General features: G+C 69.4%; 16 protein-coding genes and 1 riboswitch. Of the genes, 6 read left to right on the forward strand and 10 right to left on the reverse strand.

From position 1 onward, the window contains the following. Positions 1-769: 769 nt before the first annotated feature. From gcvH to L3V18_RS12275, 6 genes are all read right to left on the reverse strand, one after another. Positions 770-1,165: a glycine cleavage system protein GcvH gene (gene gcvH, locus L3V18_RS12250; protein WP_237055240.1), complete on the reverse strand. Its 396-nt coding sequence runs from the start codon at positions 1,163-1,165 to the stop codon at positions 770-772. Positions 1,166-1,284: 119 nt separating this feature from the next. Then, complete coding sequence (locus L3V18_RS12255) at positions 1,285-1,902, reverse strand: 2-hydroxychromene-2-carboxylate isomerase (protein ID WP_237055242.1); 618 nt, start codon at positions 1,900-1,902, stop codon at positions 1,285-1,287. A gap of 21 nt (positions 1,903-1,923) precedes the next feature. Further along, positions 1,924-3,048, reverse strand: a complete 1,125-nt coding sequence (gcvT, locus tag L3V18_RS12260) for a glycine cleavage system aminomethyltransferase GcvT (protein WP_237055244.1) — start codon at positions 3,046-3,048, stop codon at positions 1,924-1,926. Positions 3,049-3,091: 43 nt separating this feature from the next. Then, positions 3,092-3,808 (reverse strand): hypothetical protein, encoded by a 717-nt coding sequence (locus L3V18_RS12265; RefSeq protein WP_237055246.1) that lies wholly within the window; start codon positions 3,806-3,808, stop codon positions 3,092-3,094. 50 nt (positions 3,809-3,858) lie between these two features. Next, positions 3,859-4,311 (reverse strand): NfeD family protein, encoded by a 453-nt coding sequence (locus L3V18_RS12270; RefSeq protein ID WP_237055248.1) that lies wholly within the window; start codon positions 4,309-4,311, stop codon positions 3,859-3,861. 3 nt (positions 4,312-4,314) lie between these two features. Next, positions 4,315-5,274: an SPFH domain-containing protein gene (locus tag L3V18_RS12275; RefSeq protein ID WP_237055250.1), complete on the reverse strand. Its 960-nt coding sequence runs from the start codon at positions 5,272-5,274 to the stop codon at positions 4,315-4,317. A gap of 262 nt (positions 5,275-5,536) precedes the next feature. Between L3V18_RS12275 and L3V18_RS12280 the strand changes: the two genes are divergently transcribed. From L3V18_RS12280 to L3V18_RS12295, 4 genes are all read left to right on the forward strand, one after another. Beyond that, a complete protein-coding gene (locus tag L3V18_RS12280; protein ID WP_237055252.1) occupies positions 5,537-7,774 on the forward strand; it encodes a TonB-dependent receptor family protein in 2,238 nt (745 codons plus the stop codon). Between the two features lie 311 nt (positions 7,775-8,085). Continuing rightward, a complete protein-coding gene (locus L3V18_RS12285; RefSeq protein ID WP_237055254.1) occupies positions 8,086-8,691 on the forward strand; it encodes an RNA polymerase sigma factor in 606 nt (201 codons plus the stop codon). Then, positions 8,684-9,766 carry a hypothetical protein gene (locus tag L3V18_RS12290; RefSeq protein ID WP_237055255.1) on the forward strand — a complete coding sequence of 361 codons (1,083 nt, stop codon included), beginning with the start codon at positions 8,684-8,686 and terminating at the stop codon, positions 9,764-9,766. Before L3V18_RS12285 ends, L3V18_RS12290 begins: the two co-directional genes overlap by 8 nt. Before the next feature lie 79 nt (positions 9,767-9,845). Beyond that, positions 9,846-11,075, forward strand: coding sequence for a PDZ domain-containing protein (locus L3V18_RS12295; RefSeq protein ID WP_305068986.1), 1,230 nt, complete (start codon positions 9,846-9,848; stop codon positions 11,073-11,075). 97 nt (positions 11,076-11,172) lie between these two features. Here L3V18_RS12295 and L3V18_RS12300 read toward each other — a convergent pair whose 3' ends face one another. The 4 genes from L3V18_RS12300 to L3V18_RS12315 all read right to left on the reverse strand — a co-directional run bounded on the left by L3V18_RS12300 (position 11,173) and on the right by L3V18_RS12315 (position 16,216). Then, positions 11,173-12,150 (reverse strand): DUF6607 family protein, encoded by a 978-nt coding sequence (locus L3V18_RS12300; protein WP_237055258.1) that lies wholly within the window; start codon positions 12,148-12,150, stop codon positions 11,173-11,175. Positions 12,151-12,217: 67 nt separating this feature from the next. Continuing rightward, positions 12,218-14,515 (reverse strand): TonB-dependent hemoglobin/transferrin/lactoferrin family receptor, encoded by a 2,298-nt coding sequence (locus L3V18_RS12305; protein ID WP_425493521.1) that lies wholly within the window; start codon positions 14,513-14,515, stop codon positions 12,218-12,220. 323 nt (positions 14,516-14,838) lie between these two features. Next, complete coding sequence (hemP, locus tag L3V18_RS12310; protein WP_237055260.1) at positions 14,839-15,060, reverse strand: hemin uptake protein HemP; 222 nt, start codon at positions 15,058-15,060, stop codon at positions 14,839-14,841. A 184-nt stretch (positions 15,061-15,244) separates the two neighbouring features. Continuing rightward, on the reverse strand, positions 15,245-16,216 hold the full coding sequence (locus tag L3V18_RS12315) for an aldo/keto reductase (protein ID WP_237055262.1): 972 nt from the start codon (positions 16,214-16,216) through the stop codon (positions 15,245-15,247). Between the two features lie 124 nt (positions 16,217-16,340). Next, positions 16,341-16,446, forward strand: a riboswitch (yybP-ykoY riboswitch). Between the two features lie 92 nt (positions 16,447-16,538). Here L3V18_RS12315 and L3V18_RS12320 point away from each other — a divergent pair. Beyond that, positions 16,539-17,126: a TMEM165/GDT1 family protein gene (locus L3V18_RS12320; RefSeq protein WP_237055264.1), complete on the forward strand. Its 588-nt coding sequence runs from the start codon at positions 16,539-16,541 to the stop codon at positions 17,124-17,126. A 56-nt stretch (positions 17,127-17,182) separates the two neighbouring features. Next, complete coding sequence (locus L3V18_RS12325) at positions 17,183-18,319, forward strand: GGDEF domain-containing protein (RefSeq protein WP_237055265.1); 1,137 nt, start codon at positions 17,183-17,185, stop codon at positions 18,317-18,319. Positions 18,320-18,450 lie beyond the last annotated feature (131 nt).

Here is an 18,450-nt window from a genome sequence, read left to right on the forward strand (position 1 = left end):
CAGAAACCCGACGTCCACCGTGATGACCGAACTGGCGGAGTTGGGTTGTGTACGGCGCGTTGTCGCGATCGTTTTGCTCACTCGTGTTCGCAGGAACCGTCTGCTGGGCGAAACGTAATCACGGTTTTTGCGGGTGTCAACAACTTCGACGCGACTTTTTCCGGAGGCGGACGGCCGACCGGCCGGCGTTGGCGCGTCGACTTCTGCACGACGCGCGCGACACGCTCGATCCGCCGTCGCGCAGGCAACGACTGCTCGTTGCATAAAACCGCCAATTTCTAGGCAAAAAACGCGAACACAAATCCGGAACGTCGTGTCGTCGCGATTTCCAGCAACGCATGCACCTGGCGAAAATTTCACCACGACGCCCAGGTGAAAAAACTTTCACGACGGCGGTCGAGCGCGTCCGTTTTTTGGCGCCGCACAACCCGAAATGCGCGAAAGTGCGCGCCCCGCCGCGCACGCTCCGATCGACCCTCGCGCATGCCGTCGGCGGTCGACCGACGTCGGTAGCCCGACATGCGCGAACGATCATCGTCGACGAATTGATCGAGGGAGCATGCGCCCATGTCGCGCAGCGGTCGCGACTCCGACCCGCACGGATGACGGACGGGCTGTCGTGTGTCCCGTGTCGAAGCCGGCTGTCCGGCAACCGCTTCCGACGCATCAGGGATCACGCTCGAAAAGAAAAACGCCGGACATCTCTCGATGCCCGGCGCTCGGTCCGGCTCCGGTCGTCGCCTGCTCGGCGTCCTCGGCAGCGGCTCCGTCAGTGGTCGTCGTTCTCCAGCAGCTCGGCGTAGTCGTCGGGGCCGAGCAGTTCGTTGAGCTGCTCCGGCTCCTCCATCTCGAGCGTGTAAAGCCAACCCTCGCCGTACGCGTCCTCGTTGATGGTCTCGGGCTTGTCGGCCAGCGCCGCGTTGACCTCGACGACGGTGCCGGTGACCGGCGCGTAGACGTCCGAGGCGGCCTTGACCGACTCGACCACCGCGCAGGCGTTGCCGGCTTCGACACGGTCGCCAACGTTGGGCAGCTCGACATAGACCAGGTCACCGAGCAGACCCTGGGCGTGATCGGAAATACCGACGGTGACCTTTCCGTCACCTTCGACGCGGGCCCACTCGTGGGACTTCATGAACTTCAGATCGCCGGGGATTTCACTCATGGCTGGCCTCTGTATCTCGGCTGGAACGGCTGGGGGAATGCTTTGCAGCTGGGCGCCTAGTGTAGCGGCCCGCCCCTGCGCGCAACAGGGTGCGCGCGTCGCCCGCAGCGACCCATCGATCAGTTGCGCGGATAGGGTGCGCGGCCACTGACGACCGCAGTGCGCAGCGCGTCGATCCGATCCTGTCCCCAGAACGGCTCGCCATTGAGCACGTACCCCGGCAGGCCGGGCAGATCGGCGGCGATCGCCTCGGCGGTGTTCGCCGCGTAGCTGGCCCGCACGGTTTCCTGTGCGGCCGCCTCCATCACCGCGGCGGATTCGAAACCGCTCGTCTCCAGCAGCGAGGCGACCACCTCCTTGCTGGCGATGTCGCGGTCCTCGGCCCAGACCGCGCGGAATGCCGACGCGACGAATGCGCCCGGATCCAGACCGCTCCCGGCCAGCGCGATCGCACAGCAGTCCGCCAACGATGGATCGGCGGGAAAGTGGCGCGGCTGCAGGTTCAGCGTCAGGTCCCTGGCCTCGCGCCAGCGCTGCAGCTCGACCAGGCGATAGCGCTGGCGTGCCGGCGCGCGCAGGCCGAGTGGCAGTCCGCCGTTGGCTTCGAACAGCTCGAAGATGCGCACCGGGCGGTACCGCAGGCTTGCTCCGGTCTCGCGCGCCAGGTCGAGCAACGCCGCATGCCCGAGGTAGGCATACGGCGAGATCACGGTGAAGTAGTAGTCGATCGACGGCATGCGGGTTCCCTCCCCGGCGCGTCAGCCGAGGACGCCGTCCTGCGGCTGTCCGTCGCGCACGAACGGGAACCTCACAACCCGCACCGGCACCTCGCGGCCGCGGATGTCGACGCGCACGTCGCCCCCGCCTGCCGTGGCGATCTCGCCGGCGGGCACACGCGCGAACGCGATCGCCTTGCCCAGCGTCGGCGAGAAGGTGCCGGACAGGATCTCGCCGTCGCCGTTCGCGGTCAGCACCTTCTGCCCGTGACGCAACACGCCCTTCTCATCCATTACCAGGCCGATCATCTGCCGCGGAGCACCTGATGCCTTCTGCCGCTCGAGCACGTCGCGGCCGATGAAGTCGCGGCCCTCGTCCAGGCTCACGGTCCAGGCAAGCGCGGCCTCATATGGCGAGACGGTGTCGTCCATGTCCTGGCCGTAGAGGTTCATGCCCGCCTCGAGCCGCAGCGTATCGCGCGCGCCCAGGCCGGCCGGCTTCACGCCCGCGGCCAGCAGTGCGTTCCATAGCGCCACCGCATTGCCCTGCGGCACGACGATCTCGAAGCCGTCCTCACCGGTGTAGCCGGTGCGGGCGATGAACAGTTCGACGCCGCCGTCGGCCAGTTCGGCGCTGCCGGCAGCGAAGCGCGCCAGCTTGCCGATGCGCTCGCGGTCCTCCCCGCGCAGCAGCCCGACCACCTTGTCGCGCGCGTTCGGCCCCTGTACCGCGACCATCGCGTAGTCGTCGCGCTCGACCACCTCGACGCCGAAAGCCGCAGCCTGCCCGTTGATCCAGGCCAGGTCCTTCTCGCGGGTCGCCGCGTTGACGACCAGGCGGAAGTACTCCTCGGACAGGAAATAGACGATCAGGTCGTCGATGACGCCGCCTTCGGCGTTCAACATGCAGGTGTACAGCGCCTTGCCGGGCTTCTTCAGCTTGTCGACCGAGTTGGCCAGCAGGCGGCGCAGAAAATCGCGCACGCGCTCGCCGCGCAGGTCGACCACGGTCATATGGCTGACGTCGAACATGCCGGCATCGCGGCGGACCTGGTGGTGCTCCTCGATCTGCGAACCATAGTGGATCGGCATGTCCCAGCCGCCGAAATCGACCATCTTGGCGCCAAGGGAGCGGTGGGTGTCGTTGAGGACGGTCTTCTGGGTCATCGCCGCGGGTCACAGTCAGGGGAAGCGGCGATTATCCCAGATGTCAGCCGTCGTAGCCGTAGCCCTCGTTGACACAGCGCACCTGCGCGACATCGACCTCGGCGATACCCTCGGTTGCGAAGTCGAAGGCCCAGGCACGATGCAGCGGTTCGTACCATTCGCCATCGGGCGCCAGATCCGCAACCGCGAGCACGACGACATCGTCGCCAGCCAGGGACTCGCAACCGTAGTGCACGAAGCCGGCGCCCTCGATGGCCGGACGCTCGACCACCTCGAGCACACGCCAGACAACATGGTCGCCGTCGCGGCCGACCGCCTTGAGCACCATCGCATGGGTCGGACGCGTGGCGTCCGTGCCGTGGATCGATACCGAGTACGCGCAGATCCCGCTCTGCGGGCCGCTGCCCGGCGCGGAGAAACAGGTGCCGCCGAGTTCGCCGAGCGCCTCCGGGAACGGTGGCACCTCGTGACCGATCAGATCCGCGATGACGGCGATGTCCGCATCCGCGATCGGGGAAGGCCCGGGCGGCTGCGTTCCGTCGAGCTGCCCTTCGCTCTGCTCTCCGGCATGCGGTACTGCCGGCCTGGCCGGCTGCGCAGAGGACACCGGCGCCACGTCGGAAGCCGCCGTCCGTTCGTCGGCCGCCGCCGCGGCATCGCCATTGCCGGCAGACACCGTCCCGTCGGCCATCGCCGCAAGCGATGTCGCGGCCAGCAGACCCGCCAGCAGTCTGGTCGTGAATTCCAATCGGGCTCGCATCCCTCCTGCCTCCTCTGTCGCCATTCCCTCAGCATCGGCGAGCGGCGGACCTATCCGGCCTTCTCGACCTGCAGGGTCATTCCGTCCGCCGCAACCACGCGCACCGGCGTACCTGCGTCGAGATCGGGGCCGCTGACATCCCAGTACGCGTCGGCGATCTGGACCCGGCCGCGGCCGCCGACGATCGCGCGCTCCAGCGGCACCACCCGGCCGACCAGCGCCTCCGCGCGGCGGTTCAGTGACGGCCGGTCGCTCTGGCGCTCACGGCCGCGGAACCAGGTGCGGTAGATCTGGATCGAGACGAAACTGAGCACGACGAAGGCGGTCACCTGCAGCAGCAGCGACATGCCCGGGAACGCCCAGACCATCACGAACACGGCAGTCGCGGCGAGGCCGAGCCAGAGCATGAACGCGCCCGGCGCGAGCGCCTCGGCCGCGAACAGCAGCAACGCCGCCGCTGCCCAGATCACCATCGGCCAGTTCCAGTGCATGCCCGACAACATGGCTCAGCCTCCGACTCGCGGCGGCATCGGCGGCCGCGCCTGTTCCGCCTTGCCCGCCAGCGCCTCCTTCGCCAGTTCGGCGATGCCGCCGAGCGAGCCGATCATGCCGGCCGACTCCATCGGCATCAGGATGAACTTCTGGTTCGGCGCCTGCGCCAGCGCCTTGAACGCCTCGACGTACTTCTGCGCGACGAAGTAGTTGATCGCCTGCACGTTGCCGCTGGCGATCGCGTCGGAAACCATCTGTGTCGCCTTGGCCTCGGCTTCGGCCAGGCGTTCGCGGGCCTCGGCCTCGCGGAACTTGGCCTCCTTCTCGCCCTCGGCCTCGAGGATCGCCGACTGCTTCTCGCCCTCGGCACGCAGGATCTGTGCCTGGCGCAGGCCCTCGGCCTCGAGGATGTTCGCGCGCTTCTCGCGCTCGGCCTTCATCTGGCGGGCCATCGAGTCGACAAGGTCGCGTGGCGGCTGGATGTCGCGGATCTCGATGCGGGTGACCTTGACGCCCCACGGGTTGGTGGCCTGGTCGACGACGGTCAGCAGCTGGGCATTGATCGTCTCGCGCTGGCTCAGCGACGCGTCCAGGTCCATCGAGCCGATCACGGTGCGGATGTTGGTCTGCACCAGCGCGATCATCGCGACCTCGAGGTTGGCGACCTCGTAGGCGGCCTTGGCGGCGTCGAGCACCTGGAAGAACACCACGCCGTCGACCTTGACCACCGCGTTGTCCTTGGTGATCACGTCCTGCGACGGCACGTCGAGCACCTGCTCCATCATGTTGACCTTGCGGCCGACGCCGTAGACGACCGGGATCAGGAAATGCAGCCCCGGGGTCATCGTGTGGGTGTACTTGCCGAAGCGCTCGACCGTCCACTCCCAGCCCTGCGGCACCATCCGCACGGTCTTGAACAGGACGACGACCCCGGCGAACAGCAGCACCAGCGAAACCAGCGAACCAAGCTCCATATCCCCCTCCTCGTGGACGAACGGCCCGAGTATAGAGACAGGAAAGGCGCCATAGACGCCTGCATCCGCGACTGCGACGGGGCGCAGGCGGGCGCGGCCGGAGTGCGGCCACCCGTTGACGTCACCATCGGACGGCATCTGGCGAGGGCTGCGGATTCTTTGCCTATCCCGCTGTTTTTCCGTGCCAATTTATTGAGAATGATTATCATATTTAATATATTGGGAGGATTGGCGCGCCGCGCCGTCCACCAAGAACCAAACCGTGAAGACGCTCCACCCCAACCGCTCCCTGCTGGCCTTCGCCATCGCCACCGCCTGTGGGCTGGCGCATGCCGAAACCCCGACGGTCACCGCCAGTGACCAGGCCGTCACCCTCGACCATCTGACCGTGGTCGGCAGCGCGCAGAAGGCCGCCGAGAGCGCCGGCTCCGCCGCCTACCTCGACACCCTGACCCTGCAGAAGCACGACTACCGCGACATCCAGCGCACCGTGCGCCAGGTCACCGGCGTCTACGCGGTGGACGAGGAAGGCTATGGACTGCGGCCGAACATCGGCATCCGCGGCTCGGGTACCGACCGCAACAGCCGCATCACGGTGATGGAGGACGGCGTGCCGATCGCGCCGGCGGTCTATGCCGCACCGGCCGCGTACTACTTCCCGACCGCCGCACGGATGAGTGCCGTCGAGGTCCGCAAGGGCTCGGCGACGATCCGCAGCGGCCCGCGCACCACCGGCGGCACGATCAACCTGATCTCCACCCCGATCCCGCAGCGGACCTCGGGCCTGGTCGACTTCGCCTGGGGCACCGACCAGACCCTGCAGGCGCACGCCTGGGCCGGCGGCAGCGGCGACAACGTCGGCTGGCTGCTTGAAACCGCACAGCAGGCGACCGACGGCTTCAAGCGCCTCGACGGCAACGGCAGCGCGTCCAGCAGGGGCACCGGCTACACGCTGGAGGACTACCTCGGCAAGTTCCGCATCCACACCGGCGCCGACGCACGTTTCTACCAGTCGCTGGAGGTCAAGCTCGGCAAGACCGAACAGGACGGCGACGAGACCTATCTCGGCCTGACCGATGCCGACTTCCGCGCGCGTCCGGACCGCCGCTACGCCGGCTCGCAGCAGGACAACATCGCCACCGATCACGAGCAGGTCGAGCTGCGCCATTACATCGCCTTCTCCGACACCGTCGACCTGACCACGGTCGTCTACGAGAACGAGTTCTCGCGCAACTGGTACAAGCTCAACGACGTGCGCAACAGCGACGATACCGGCTGGATCGGGATCGGCTCGATCCTGGCCGATCCGGCCACCCATGCCGACCAGTACGCCTGGCTGACCGGCGACGACAGCACCGTCGGGGCCCTGCGCGTGCGCAACAACAACCGCAGCTACTACAGCAAGGGCGTGCAGAGCGTGCTGGGCTGGAGCCTCGGCACGGACGGCGTGCGGCATGGGTTCGAGTTCGGCGTGCGCTACCACGAGGACCAGGAGAGCCGCTTCCAGGACGACGACCGCTACACGATGCTCGACGGCACGATGGTGCTGGCCTCGGACGGCGCCCCGGGCACCCAGGACAACCGCACCGGCGACGCCAAGGCGATCGCCGCCTACGTGCAGGACGAGATCCGTTTCGGCGACTGGATCGTCACTCCGGGCCTGCGCTATGAATCGATCGACCTGACCCGCACCGACTACGCCAGGCAGGCCGACGGTCGTGCACTCGGCCCGACCCGGGTACGCAAGTCGTCGGTGTCCGAGTGGATGCCGGGCCTCGGCGTGACCTGGCTGGCCGGCGAGGACTTCAACCTGTTCGCCAGCGCGCACAAGGGCTTCAACCCTCCCGGCCCGGGTTCGGAGTCCGACCCCGAGGAAAGCCTCAACGTCGAGGCCGGCCTGCGCTGGAGCCGCGACAGCCTGCAGACCGAGCTGGTCGGATTCTGGAACGACTACGACAACCTCGTCGCCACCTGCACCGCCTCGTCGGGCGGCGGTTGCGTGATCGGCGACCAGTTCGACGGCGGCGAAGCGCGCGTCCTCGGCATCGAGGCCAGCCTGGCCTACGACTTCGGCCAGGCCAACGGCTGGACCGTCGGCATGCCGGTTCGGCTGGGCTACACCTGGACCGACGCCGAGTTCCGCAACAGCTTCGAGAGCGACTTCGAGGAATGGGGCGTGGTCGAGGCCGGCGACCTGCTGCCCTACCTGCCCGAGCAGGCGCTCAACGTCCAGGTCGGCCTCGAGGGCGAGCGCTGGCGGGTCAACCTGGCCGGCAACTACATCGACGACATGAGCACCAACGCTGCCGACACCGCGCCGCGCACCGGTTCGGCGTTCGTGGTCGACCTGGCCGCCGGTTACCGGCTGACCGGGCAGATCGAGTTGTTCGCCCGGGTGGAAAACCTGACCGACGAGGTCTGGATCGCATCGCGCCGCCCGGCCGGCGCACGCCCGGGCATGCCGCGGCAGGCCTATGTCGGGGTGCGGGTGAACTTCTGAGGCATCCGTTCGGAACGGATCGAGACGCGAAGGCCGGGAGCGATCCCGGCCTTCTTCGTTGCCGCACGACGATGGCACCCTCGCGGCCTGCGTTGCGACTTCCAGGCCCGGGCCCTGCTTCCGCCACACGCTCATGCCTGCGGCGCGAGTTCCCGTTCCGGGGGCGACGGCGTTGCCGCCCGATAGCCGTGCCGTTCGAGATCGGCCGCGCATTCCCGGCCTCCGCTCGGAATTCCAGGCCGCCGCCGCCCGTCCGAAGACGGACGGAAGACTGCGACGGTTTCGCCGCCGGGTGCATCCTATCGACCTGAATGCAGCCCGCATCCTCCTTCGCGATCGATGTCCCCGATGCCCTGCTGGCGCGTGCGCGGGCCGGCGAGCGCGGCGCGTTCGAGCAGCTCTACCGATGGTTCGAGCGGCCGGTGTTCACCCTGGCGCTGCGGATCTGCGGCGACCGCGAGGAGGCGGCCGAAGTGCTGCAGGAGACGATGTTGAAGGTGCTGGGACGAATCACCGAGTTCCGCGGCGAGAACGGCAGTCCGTTCTGGGGGTGGTTGCGCCAGGTCGCGATCAACGAAGCACTGATGCGGCTGCGCCACCAGCGCCGTTTCGCCCACGACGTCGCGCTGGAGGACGACGGCTGGCTGCAGGACGAAGGTCCGCTGCCGCCGGCCGCCGCCGATGCAGCGCAACTGCAGCGTGCGCTGGCCGCGCTGCCTGCACTGACCCGTGGCGTGCTGTGGCTGTACCACGCCGAGGGCTACACCCACGAGGAGATCGCGGCCCTGATGCAGCGCACCGCGAGCTTCTCGAAATCGCAGGTCGCACGCGGCAGCCGGCGCCTGCGGCAACTGCTCGAAACCGGCCCGGAGACGGATGCCGGGCGCGAACCGATTCCGGAGACCCGCCATGCCTGACATGGGCTTGCCCCACGACCGCCACGATGACTCCCGCGACGGCGCGCCACGGCCGCTCCCGCGCGACTGGCGTGAAGCGCTGTCGGCACTGCCGCTCGATACCCCCGACAGTGACGGCTGGGCGCGACTGGCCGCCTGTCTGCCGGTCGCAGGTGCCAGCGCCCCCTCCGATGACCTGCGCACCCGTCAGCTGCCCGGAGCCGCGGCTCCTGCCCATGACGGGCGCACCGCGCCGGGGCGGAGTCGCCGCCTGCGCGCATGGCTGTCGCTGGCCGCGGTGCTCGCAGCCGTCGCGGCGATTCCACTGCAGCAGCGCCTGATGTCCGGGGCGGCCGACGACCCGCCGCCGACGCCCGTCCCGTCCATGACTTCGGCGGATCCGACGACGGAGCAGCCGACGTCCGCCACCGCTCCCGCCGCCCCATCACCCGCGACCCGCACGCCGTCGACGGTCGCCATCGGAGATGTCCCTGCAGGTGGTGACAGCCCGATCGCCACCGTTGTACGGCCCGGGCAGGGCGACGGACGCGGCAGCCGGCGCGCAGCCGACACGACGACGACCGCGCGCGACACGGCGTCGCGACCGGCTCCACGGCACGAGGTCCGGGTCGCCGATATCTCCACGCCCCGGCACGGGAACGGCACCGCCAACCCTGGCGAAGCCTCCCCGGCCGGCGCCGGCATCCCCGCTTCCGGGCAGGTCGATGCAAGCCCGGCGGGCACCGCGATATCGAGGCGCGAACCGACCGATCCAACCGATGCCGTCGCCGGGCCGGACCACGACGAGCTCGAGCGCCTGTACGCGGAGTCGGCGCGGCTGGAGGCGCTGGTCGCGATCGCGCGCGACGACAACGTCGCGAGCGCGCCGGCGATGCTGCTGACCGCTTCGCTCGACGACCGGATCGGCCGCATCGATGGCGCGCTGTCGCAGCCGGAACTCGATCGCCAGCAGCGGCTGCAACTGTGGCGGTCCCGCGTCGAGACGCTGCACGAGCTCGCTGGCGTCGAGACCACGCAGCGCTGGCTGTCGGCGCGCGGCGAGAGCTGGGATGCCGCGCTGGTGCAGGTCGATTGATGCCGCAACGATGCGGTCGTACCCACTGTGACCGACACGCCGCCCCCCTTCACGTATTCCGACGATGACCGAGGCACCCATGAAAACGACGTCCTTCCATGCTCTCGCGCTGGCCTGCGCCACCGTGCTGGCGGTCGGCATCGGCCCGACCCTGGCCGCCGATCCGGATACGGACAGGCACCGCGAACTCGAAACCGCCCGCGCCGAACTCGACCGTGCGGCGCGCCGGGTCGCCGAGCTTTCGCGCGAGTTGGGCCAGTCCTACGGCGATCCGCTTGTCATCGAGCACCGCATCGCGAGCAAGCCGGTGCTCGGGGTGGTGCTGGCGGCGGACGACCAGCGCGGCACGCGCATCGCCGCGGTCACCCCCGGCAGCGCCGCGGCCAAGGCCGGACTGCGCGGCAGCGACCGTCTGCTCAGCGTCGACGGCGTCGCGATCGCGGGCACGGACGGCAACCGTCGTCTGTCGGGTGCGCGCGAGCTGCTGTCAGGGCTTTCGACCGATACCCCGGTGCTCATCGGCTACGAGCGCGACGGCAAGCGCACCAGCGTGAAGGTGACCCCGCAGATGGACGAACGGGTGCTGGCGTTCCGCGGGTTCGACGATGGCGAGCTGCTGGCCCGCGGCGGCGTACGCATGCGACAGAGCGACGACGGCCTGCTGATGATCGAGGCCGACAGACTCGAACTCGGGACCCCCGAAGTCGGGCGCCGCGCGCTGCGCAACAGCGGCACCATGATCGAACTGGACGACGCCGACTTCGATTTCGAGCGGGTCGAGGAACTGGCGATCGCTCCGTTGGTCCGGACCCAGGTCGTCCGGCTCGGCCGCGAGGCCTGCCGGGACGGCGGCTGCGTCGCACCCGCGCTGGTCGAGGCATTCCGCTGGAACGGCCTGAACCTGGCCTCGGTGGACAGGGAACTCGGCCGCTACTTCGGCACCGATGCCGGCGTGCTGGTGCTGAGCACCGGTCCCGAGCTGGCCGGCCTGGAGGCGGGCGACGTGATCCGCAAGGTCGACGGCAAGGCGGTGACCACCCCGCGCGAGGCGATGGACGCGCTGCGCGAAAAGGATTCCGGCGCGAAGGTCGCGGTCGAGTACCTGCGCGACCGCCGGGCCGCGACCACCCAGGTCACCGTGCCCGAGCCACGGGTGCTGAATCTGCCACCGCCGCCCGCTCCACCTGCGCCACCTCGGCCGCCCGCACCGCCGAAGCCGGCAACGGCACCGCCACCACCCGCCGTGCCGGCAGCGCCCGACGCACCTGCGCCGCCGCCCCCACCCGCGCCACCGCTCGCCTTCGTCTGAGCCTGCCGCAGGCTGGACCCATCGCTCCGGCGTGTCTCCACGCCGGGGCTTCTCCATGGCCGGACCGGCGCATCGCCGGCAACGGATGCGCCCGCGTTCAGCGCGACTCCGCGGCCACCGGCGTCGCCGCCGGCTCCACCCACTTCGCGAACACCGCGTCGATCTCGGCATCGCTGACCGATCCCCCCTCCTCCAGCGTGCCCGCGTGCTCGAACAGCGGAATGATCATCGCCATGCCGTCGATCTGGGTCTTCAGGTGTGCGCCCGGTGCCCGGGTCAGGTAACCGTCCCAGCGCTCACGCACCTTCGCCCAGAAGTCCCGGGTTGCATCCCAGTACCTGTATGCGGCGGCAAAATCGATCCCGTCGGCCTTCTGGTAGTCGTTGAAGCCGAACTCGCGGACCAGCTCCGCCTGGCTGCCGTCGGGCTTGCGCAGTACCTTGGTATTGAACTGCTCGTGGGTCCAGCCGTTCGCCGTCACGGTATGGCGATTGACGACGGACAGCGCGTTGTAGTCGTCGCGCTTGGTGTATTCGCGGCGCGGCAGCGGCCGCCAGCTCAGGTCGCTGGTCCAGGTCGACACGCCGTCCTTGTGCTCCCAACGGCCGGTGCCGCAGTAGCGCGGCGCGTCGCTGACCTCGTACACGCACTGTGTCCATGCGCCCTCGTTGAGCGCGGCCGGAATCGCGTGCACGGTCCAGGTCTGGTCGTCGCTGAACTCGAACCGGTTTGGCGCTTCGTATACCCAGTCCTGGCGCCAGTGCTTGGTCACGTGCTGGCTCTTGGCGTCGACCAGGATGTGCTGCAGGACGATGTGGCCAGGGCTGTCCTCGACCACGATCACGGCCTCGTCGGCACCGCTGCGCATCGCCGGCCCGCGTTCGTAGCCGGGCTGCAGGCGCACGGTTTCGTCGAACGCGAAGTCGACGATGTACTCGCCCTGCATCGCCAGGATCGCGGCGCGGTCGCGGACGACAGTGTCCGCGGAACGGTCGTCGGCCCGGGCCGGACCGGCGAGCAGGACGCAGGCGAGCGGAACGGTTGCGAGAGCGTGCAAGGTCGGTCGGATGTTCATGGTTGGATTCCTCTGGCTGGCAGTGGCTTGCGGGAGTTCGGGGCGGGCGGCGGGCGGGTGGCCGCGGTCACCAGTTCACCGACAGGCTGACGCCGACGTTGCGTCCGGGCGCGGTGTAGCGGTCGAGCGCGCCGCTGCTGGCGAGTGCGCCGACCGGCAGGTCGCCGCCGGCCCAGTACCTGCGGTCGGCGAGGTTGAAGACACCGGCGTTGACGGTGGTGCCCGGAGCGAAGTTCCAGTGCGCGAGCAGGTCGAGCACGCCGTAGCCCGGAGTCGCGAACTGGGCGTCCTCGGGCAGGTCGCGCTTGCGCGCGGCGAAGCGGCCGGCCAGCTCCACGCCCCAGTCCTCGCGGTCGTAGGCCAGACCGACGCTCGCACGCAATGGGTCGATCCCGGCCAGCGGAGTGCCATCGGCACGGTCCTCACCTTCCGACCACGATGCCGCGCCGCGCAGCGACCAGCCCTCCAGCGCCGGAATGAACGCACCGAACTCGACACCGCCGCTGAATTCGATGCCGTGGATCTCGGCATCGGCAACGTTGCGCGACTGGAACACCATCAGGCCCTGCGGGTTGAAGCCGATGAAGCTCAGCGACTCGATGAAGTCGTCGTAGCGGTTGTAGTAGGCCGACAGGCTGGCGTAACCCTTGTCGCCGACGAAGCGCAGGCCGGCCTCGATGCCGTCGCTGGTTTCCGGCTTCAGGTCCGGGTTGGGAATCGCGGTGTAGCCGAACTGCAGATTGGTGAAGCCGAGGTTGACGTCGTTGTACGGCGGCGCACGGAAGCCGCGCGAGTAGCCGGCGAACAGCGACCAGGCGTCGGCGAAGCGCCAGACCACGCCCAGCTTCGGCGACACGCTGGTCTCGTTCAGATCGCTGACCGCGACGCCCGGGTTGTCCTCGGCGAAGATCGAATCGACCTCCGGCTCCAGGCGGTAGTGGTCGATGCGCAGCCCGGGCACCAGGCTGACCCGGCCGTCGGCGAAACGCATCTCGTCCTGCACGTACAGCGCCGCGGTGGTGGTCTCGCTGTTCGGGAAGTCGCGCACCGGGAACAGGTCCGGCGGCATGAACGGCGTGCTGGCGCCGTTCGGGAAGATCACCAGGCCGTCGCGCTTCTGCCGTACGCGGTCGCGCGACAGTTCCAGCCCGTAGGTCAGCGCATGTTCGACCGCGCCGGTAGCGAAGTCCTTGCGCAGGTTCGCCTGCACGCCGTAGGAGCGCTGGTCGAAGTTGAACGAGCGCTCGCGCACATGCGGGCCGGCGCTGGCAGTGACGCGCGCCTCGCGGGTGTCCTGGGTGGTCTCGCTGTCCTGGCGGTAGACCTGCAGACGTACGCTGTCGGCGAACGCGGTCTGCAGTGCGTCGGCTTCCCAGGCCAGCGACACCCGGGCGCGGGTCTGGTGGTCGCTGCCGGTCAGCGAGATGGTGGTCGCCCCGGTGAAAGGCTGGAAGCCGAGCGCCGACAGCACGTCGGTGTCGGTGTAGTCCTCGTTGCCTTCGACGGTCAGGCGCAGGCGGCTGTCGGCGCCGGTCGCGTACAGCAGCTTCGCCAGCAGGCTGCGGCCGTCGCGCTCCTGCGGATTGGGCGCTGTGCGGGTGCTGCCGGTGCCGTCGTCGTCGCCCTTGTTCCCGGTTTCCCGGCCCTGGTGGTGGCCGACCGCGACCAGTCCGCTCCAGCGCTCGCCGGCGAACGCGCTGGTGACGCCGCCGAACAGGCCGTTCCAGTCGCCGTCGTAGCCGAACTTGATGCCGAGGTAGCTGTCCTCGTCGGCGTCGAAGTAGTCCTCCGGGTCCTTGGTGATGAAGGCGACCACGCCACCGAGCGCGTCCGAACCGTACAGCGCGCTGGACGGGCCGCGCACGACCTCGACCGCCTTCAGCGTGTCCAGATCGACGAAGTCGCGGTTGGCATTGGAGTAGCTGCCGATCGAGAACGCGTCCGACACCGGGATGCCGTCGGTCTCCAGGCGCACCCGGTTGCCGCCCAGGCCACGGATGCGGATGTCGCCGATCCCGAAGCGCACCGGATCGGAAGTCACGGTGACGCCGGGCTCGTAGCGGAACAGATCCTTGAGGTCGCGGGTGATGGTCGCATCCATCTCCTCGCGCGAGATCGCCGTGACCGTCGCCGGCACGTCGGCGATCGCGCGCTCGGTGCGGGTTGCGGTGACGACGATCCGGTCCATCTCGGTCGCCGAGCCGGCGGCAGTGACGACGGTCGCGGTCGTGGCCGGCTCGTCTCCGGTGTCGAACGCGGCGGCGGAAGCCGGCAGCGCAGCCATGACCGCCAGCGCCAGCGCGCTCAACGGCGCGATGCGGGAAGCGAGGAATGCAGGAATGGAGCTACGGTGTGGATGCGGCATGCTGACGACTCGTGATGGAACCGAGGCGGGCTGGCGGCTGCATCTGCATCACAGCGGGCTGGCGACCTGGGTGGAATGGGAGCGCATGCGACGGCAGCGACCGCCATCGCATGCGGATGAAGAAGTCGCCTGCCATCGCAGATGACAGGCGTCGCCGTCCATGGCGGTTTGCGGCCGGCGCGAGGGAGAGGGCACCCGCCGGCTGCGGGAAGGAAACGGAGGTGGCACCGTCGCCTCTGACCTGCGGATCCGGACGCGGGTGCAGGCCTCATGCGACGGCGGATCACGACCCGGCGGCGACCGGTGGGCTCCGCCCGAACGCGCTACTTGGTCAGGATCAGCTTGTCATTGCGCGTATGGCGCAGGCGGTAGACCTCGTCGCCATGGCGGATCAGCACTTCACGGGTGCCGCGCAGCAGCGCGTCGCTGTCGAGCAGCGCACCGCGCGGGGGGACCGGCGTGCGGTCGAGCGCTCGCTCGAGGGGGCGGGACGGGAACGGAGCTACAGCGGCGGACGGGGCGGCGATCGACTGGCGCAAGGACATGGTCGTGGCTCGTTCGGGGTGAGTCACAAATGATAATAATTCTCATTAACGAGTCAAGTGCCACGCCCGCCCGGCAGACCCCCTCCTCCGCAGGAGCGGCGCAAGCCTCGACCGGGCCCGCCGTTGAATGCCTCATCGCGGCTTGCGCCGCTCCTGCGGGAGCTCGGTGCAGCAAGGCCTGGCGTTACGCCACCGCCGCCTTGATCCGCTGCCAGCCGGCCTCGTCCACCTGCCCGAGCACGTCCAGCGCCAGCAGGTTCTGCTGCAGCTGCTCGGTGTGGGAAGCGCCCAGGATCACGCTGGAGACGTGCGGGTTGCGCAGGCACCAGGCGATCGCCAGCGGTGCCGGCGCCTGGTCGAGCTCGGCCGCCACCCGGGTGAAACGGCGTACCCGCTGCAACCGGTCCTCGCCCCCGCTTCCGAGCAGGTGCTCGCGCAGCCAGCCCATTCCGCTGCCACCCAGCCGCGCGTCGCCGGGAATGTCCCGGTTGTACTTGCCGGTCAGCAGTCCGGACGCCAGCGGCGACCAGACGGTCGTGCCCATGCCGTATTCGGCGTACAGCGGCGCGTATTCGAGCTCGACCCGCTCGCGGTGCAGCAGGTTGTATTGCGGCTGCTCCATCGTCGGTGCGTGCAGGTGATGCGCACGGGCGAGCTTGTGCGCCTCGCGGATCTGCGCGGCCGGCCATTCCGACGTCCCCCAGTACATCACCTTGCCCTGCCGCACCAGCGCGTCCATCGCCTGCACCGTCTCCAGCACCGGCGTGTCCGGATCCGGACGATGGCAGTAGAACAGGTCGAGGCAGTCGACCCGCAGGCGCCGCAGCGCCGCGTGGCAGGCGTCGGTCAGGTGCTTGCGCGACAGCCCCCGCTGGGTCGGCCGCGGATCGGCGACGCTGCCGAAGAAGGCCTTGCTCGACACGCAATAGCCATCGCGCGGCAGGCGCAGGTCGGCGATCACGTCGCCCATCACCCGCTCGGCCTCGCCGTGCGCGTAGTTCTCGGCGTTGTCGAAGAAGTTGACGCCGTGGTCCCAGGCGCAGGCCACCAGGTTGCGCGCCTGCGAACGGCCGATCTGCGCGCCGAAGGTGATCCAGGCGCCCAGCGACAGCGCGGACAACTGGAGACCCGAGGATCCGAGGCGGCGGTACTGCATGGGAAGACTCCGGTGGCGGGAACGGGACGGTACCGGCGGCGCCACGGCGCTGAACCGGTCCGGTGACGCCGCCAGTGTATCGGCCCGTTGTGCCGGTGAAGGCGGCTACAATGCGCATGCTCTTCCTCCGGGGAGTAGCCCCTGCGCCGGACCCGCGGTCCGCGTGGCGCGTGCGTCAACACACTTGGCCGGCAGGCCATGGCGCATGCAGGCCCGAAGTCGACGGGCCCGGGCGAGACCGAAGGCAGGCGTTGCGCGTACCCGGGCCGGGCCGCGTGACGTCGGCCTTCGCGCCTCGCGAATGCCCGGCCCCGGAGTCGAAATGGATACCCTGCCCCTTTCCACCACGCTGCTGTCGACCGGCACGGTCGCACTCGCCGAGATCGGCGACAAGACCCAGTTGCTCGCCCTGATGCTGGCGGCCCGCTTCCGCCGGCCCTGGCCGATCGTCGCCGGCATCCTGGTCGCGACCCTGCTGAACCATGCCGCCGCGGCGTGGATCGGCATGGCGGCGGCGTCCTGGCTGCGTCCGGACGTCCTGCAATGGATCGTCGCCGCCAGTTTCCTCGCGGTGGCCCTGTGGACGCTCAAGCCGGACAAGCTCGACGACGACGAACCCCTTCCGGCCCGCGGCGCCTTCGTCGCCACCACGATCGCCTTCTTCCTCGCCGAGATCGGCGACAAGACCCAGTTGGCGACCGTGCTGCTCGCCGCCAGGTACTCGCCGCTCTGGGAGGTGGTCGCCGGGACGACCCTCGGCATGCTGGCGGCCAACGTGCCGGTGGTCGCGCTGGGCAGTCGCTTCGCCACCCGCCTGCCGCTGCGGGCCGCACGCATCGCCGCGGCGGCCGTGTTCCTGGCGCTGGCCGCGTGGGCGCTGTGGAGCGCTGTCTGGGCCCCGGCACCCTGAGGACGGGTTCCCGGCACAGGCCCGCGTTATCCTTCGCCGGTCAGCGGGGAACGGACATGCTCGCAACCGACAGTGGATTGAAGGCCATCGTCTCGTCGCTGCTGTCGCGGCCGGACGAGATCATGCTCGAGATCGGCGCCAGCGGCGAGCTGGCGGTCGCACGGCTGCGTGCGGTCATCGCCGGCGTCCTGCTGCTGCTGCCGCTGGCCAACATGCTGGCCGGCGGCAGCATCGATGAAAACCTGATCGGCCTGGCCGGCGCGGTGATCATCAACATCCTCGCCCAGGTCTGGCTCGCGCTGTCGCGCCGCCGCCGCCACTATCGCTGGCTGCCGTTCGTGACCACCGTGTTCGACGTCAGCGTGGCCACCCTGGTGCTGGTGCTGCTGGCGTCCCACCATCTGCCCGCCGCGCTCAACAGCCTGATCGTCTGGTGCGGCTACCTTCTGGCGATCCTGCTGACCGCATTGCGCAGCGACGGCCGGGTGACCCTGCTCGCCGGCGCCACCGCGATGGTCCAGTACGGGCTGCTGATCCTCGCCGTGTTCGCCGTCGCGAAGTCGCCGGAGGAACTGATCTCCATCGACTACGGCACGGTCACCGCGGCCAGCCAGTGGCAGCGGCTGATCCTGCTGGCCGTCGCCACCGTGATCACCGCGATGGTGGTCTACCGGATGCAGCAGCTGGTGCAGATGTCCGGCACCGACGGCCTGACCGGGCTGCCCAACCGCACCTGGCTGATCCACCGCATGCCGCGCCTGTTCGAGGCCGCCGACAGCGAGAACAGCAGCCTGACCGTCGCGCTGATCAATCTCGACGGATTCCGCCAGCTCAATGACGAGCTCGGCCACGGCGGTGCCGACCGCGCGCTGCAGCACCTGGTCGCGCTGCTCAACGGGCTGGCCGATTCCGGCGAGTGGCTGGCGCGCGTCCGCGGCGACGAGTTCGTGCTGGTGCTCCGCAAGCCGATCGGCACCGCATGGGAGCGGGTCGACGCCGTCCGACGGATCGTCGCCGACCACAGCTTCGAACCCGATCGCAGCAGCGTCGCGATACGCATGAGCTTCAGCGCCGGGCTGGCCTGCTATCCGCATGACGGCCGCAGCCTGTCGGCCCTGCTGCGTCGCGCCGACCGGCGCCTGCAGATGGCAAAGCGCGGCGGCCGCAACCGCGTCGTCCTGCGCGAGGAGTGAGGAGCCGGCCGACAGGGCCGACCGGAATCGCCCTGGCCGCGGATCCGTCGTCAACAGGTCCACGGTCGCGCCGTGCGGTGGCGGGAGCGGCCATCCAAGGTGCGTTTTTCAAGCCCCGCCAACCTGCTAGG

This window comes from Marilutibacter chinensis (assembly GCF_021725675.1).
Classification (GTDB): domain Bacteria; phylum Pseudomonadota; class Gammaproteobacteria; order Xanthomonadales; family Xanthomonadaceae; genus Marilutibacter; species Marilutibacter chinensis.

Bases quoted from the DNA above. Each gene is read 5' to 3' on its own strand.
- L3V18_RS12305 (WP_425493521.1), bottom strand. From the start codon at position 14,515: ATGCCGCATCCACACCGTAGCTCCATTCCTGCATTCCTCGCTTCCCGC.
- L3V18_RS12265 (WP_237055246.1), bottom strand. From the start codon at position 3,808: ATGCGAGCCCGATTGGAATTCACGACCAGACTGCTGGCGGGTCTGCTG.
- gcvT (WP_237055244.1), bottom strand. From the start codon at position 3,048: ATGACCCAGAAGACCGTCCTCAACGACACCCACCGCTCCCTTGGCGCC.
- L3V18_RS12290 (WP_237055255.1), top strand. From the start codon at position 8,684: ATGCCTGACATGGGCTTGCCCCACGACCGCCACGATGACTCCCGCGAC.
- L3V18_RS12325 (WP_237055265.1), top strand. From the start codon at position 17,183: ATGCTCGCAACCGACAGTGGATTGAAGGCCATCGTCTCGTCGCTGCTG.
- L3V18_RS12285 (WP_237055254.1), top strand. From the start codon at position 8,086: ATGCAGCCCGCATCCTCCTTCGCGATCGATGTCCCCGATGCCCTGCTG.
- gcvH (WP_237055240.1), bottom strand. From the start codon at position 1,165: ATGAGTGAAATCCCCGGCGATCTGAAGTTCATGAAGTCCCACGAGTGG.
- L3V18_RS12255 (WP_237055242.1), bottom strand. From the start codon at position 1,902: ATGCCGTCGATCGACTACTACTTCACCGTGATCTCGCCGTATGCCTAC.
- L3V18_RS12275 (WP_237055250.1), bottom strand. From the start codon at position 5,274: ATGGAGCTTGGTTCGCTGGTTTCGCTGGTGCTGCTGTTCGCCGGGGTC.
- L3V18_RS12295 (WP_305068986.1), top strand. From the start codon at position 9,846: ATGAAAACGACGTCCTTCCATGCTCTCGCGCTGGCCTGCGCCACCGTG.
- L3V18_RS12300 (WP_237055258.1), bottom strand. From the start codon at position 12,150: ATGAACATCCGACCGACCTTGCACGCTCTCGCAACCGTTCCGCTCGCC.
- L3V18_RS12320 (WP_237055264.1), top strand. From the start codon at position 16,539: ATGGATACCCTGCCCCTTTCCACCACGCTGCTGTCGACCGGCACGGTC.
- L3V18_RS12315 (WP_237055262.1), bottom strand. From the start codon at position 16,216: ATGCAGTACCGCCGCCTCGGATCCTCGGGTCTCCAGTTGTCCGCGCTG.
- hemP (WP_237055260.1), bottom strand. From the start codon at position 15,060: ATGTCCTTGCGCCAGTCGATCGCCGCCCCGTCCGCCGCTGTAGCTCCG.
- L3V18_RS12270 (WP_237055248.1), bottom strand. From the start codon at position 4,311: ATGTTGTCGGGCATGCACTGGAACTGGCCGATGGTGATCTGGGCAGCG.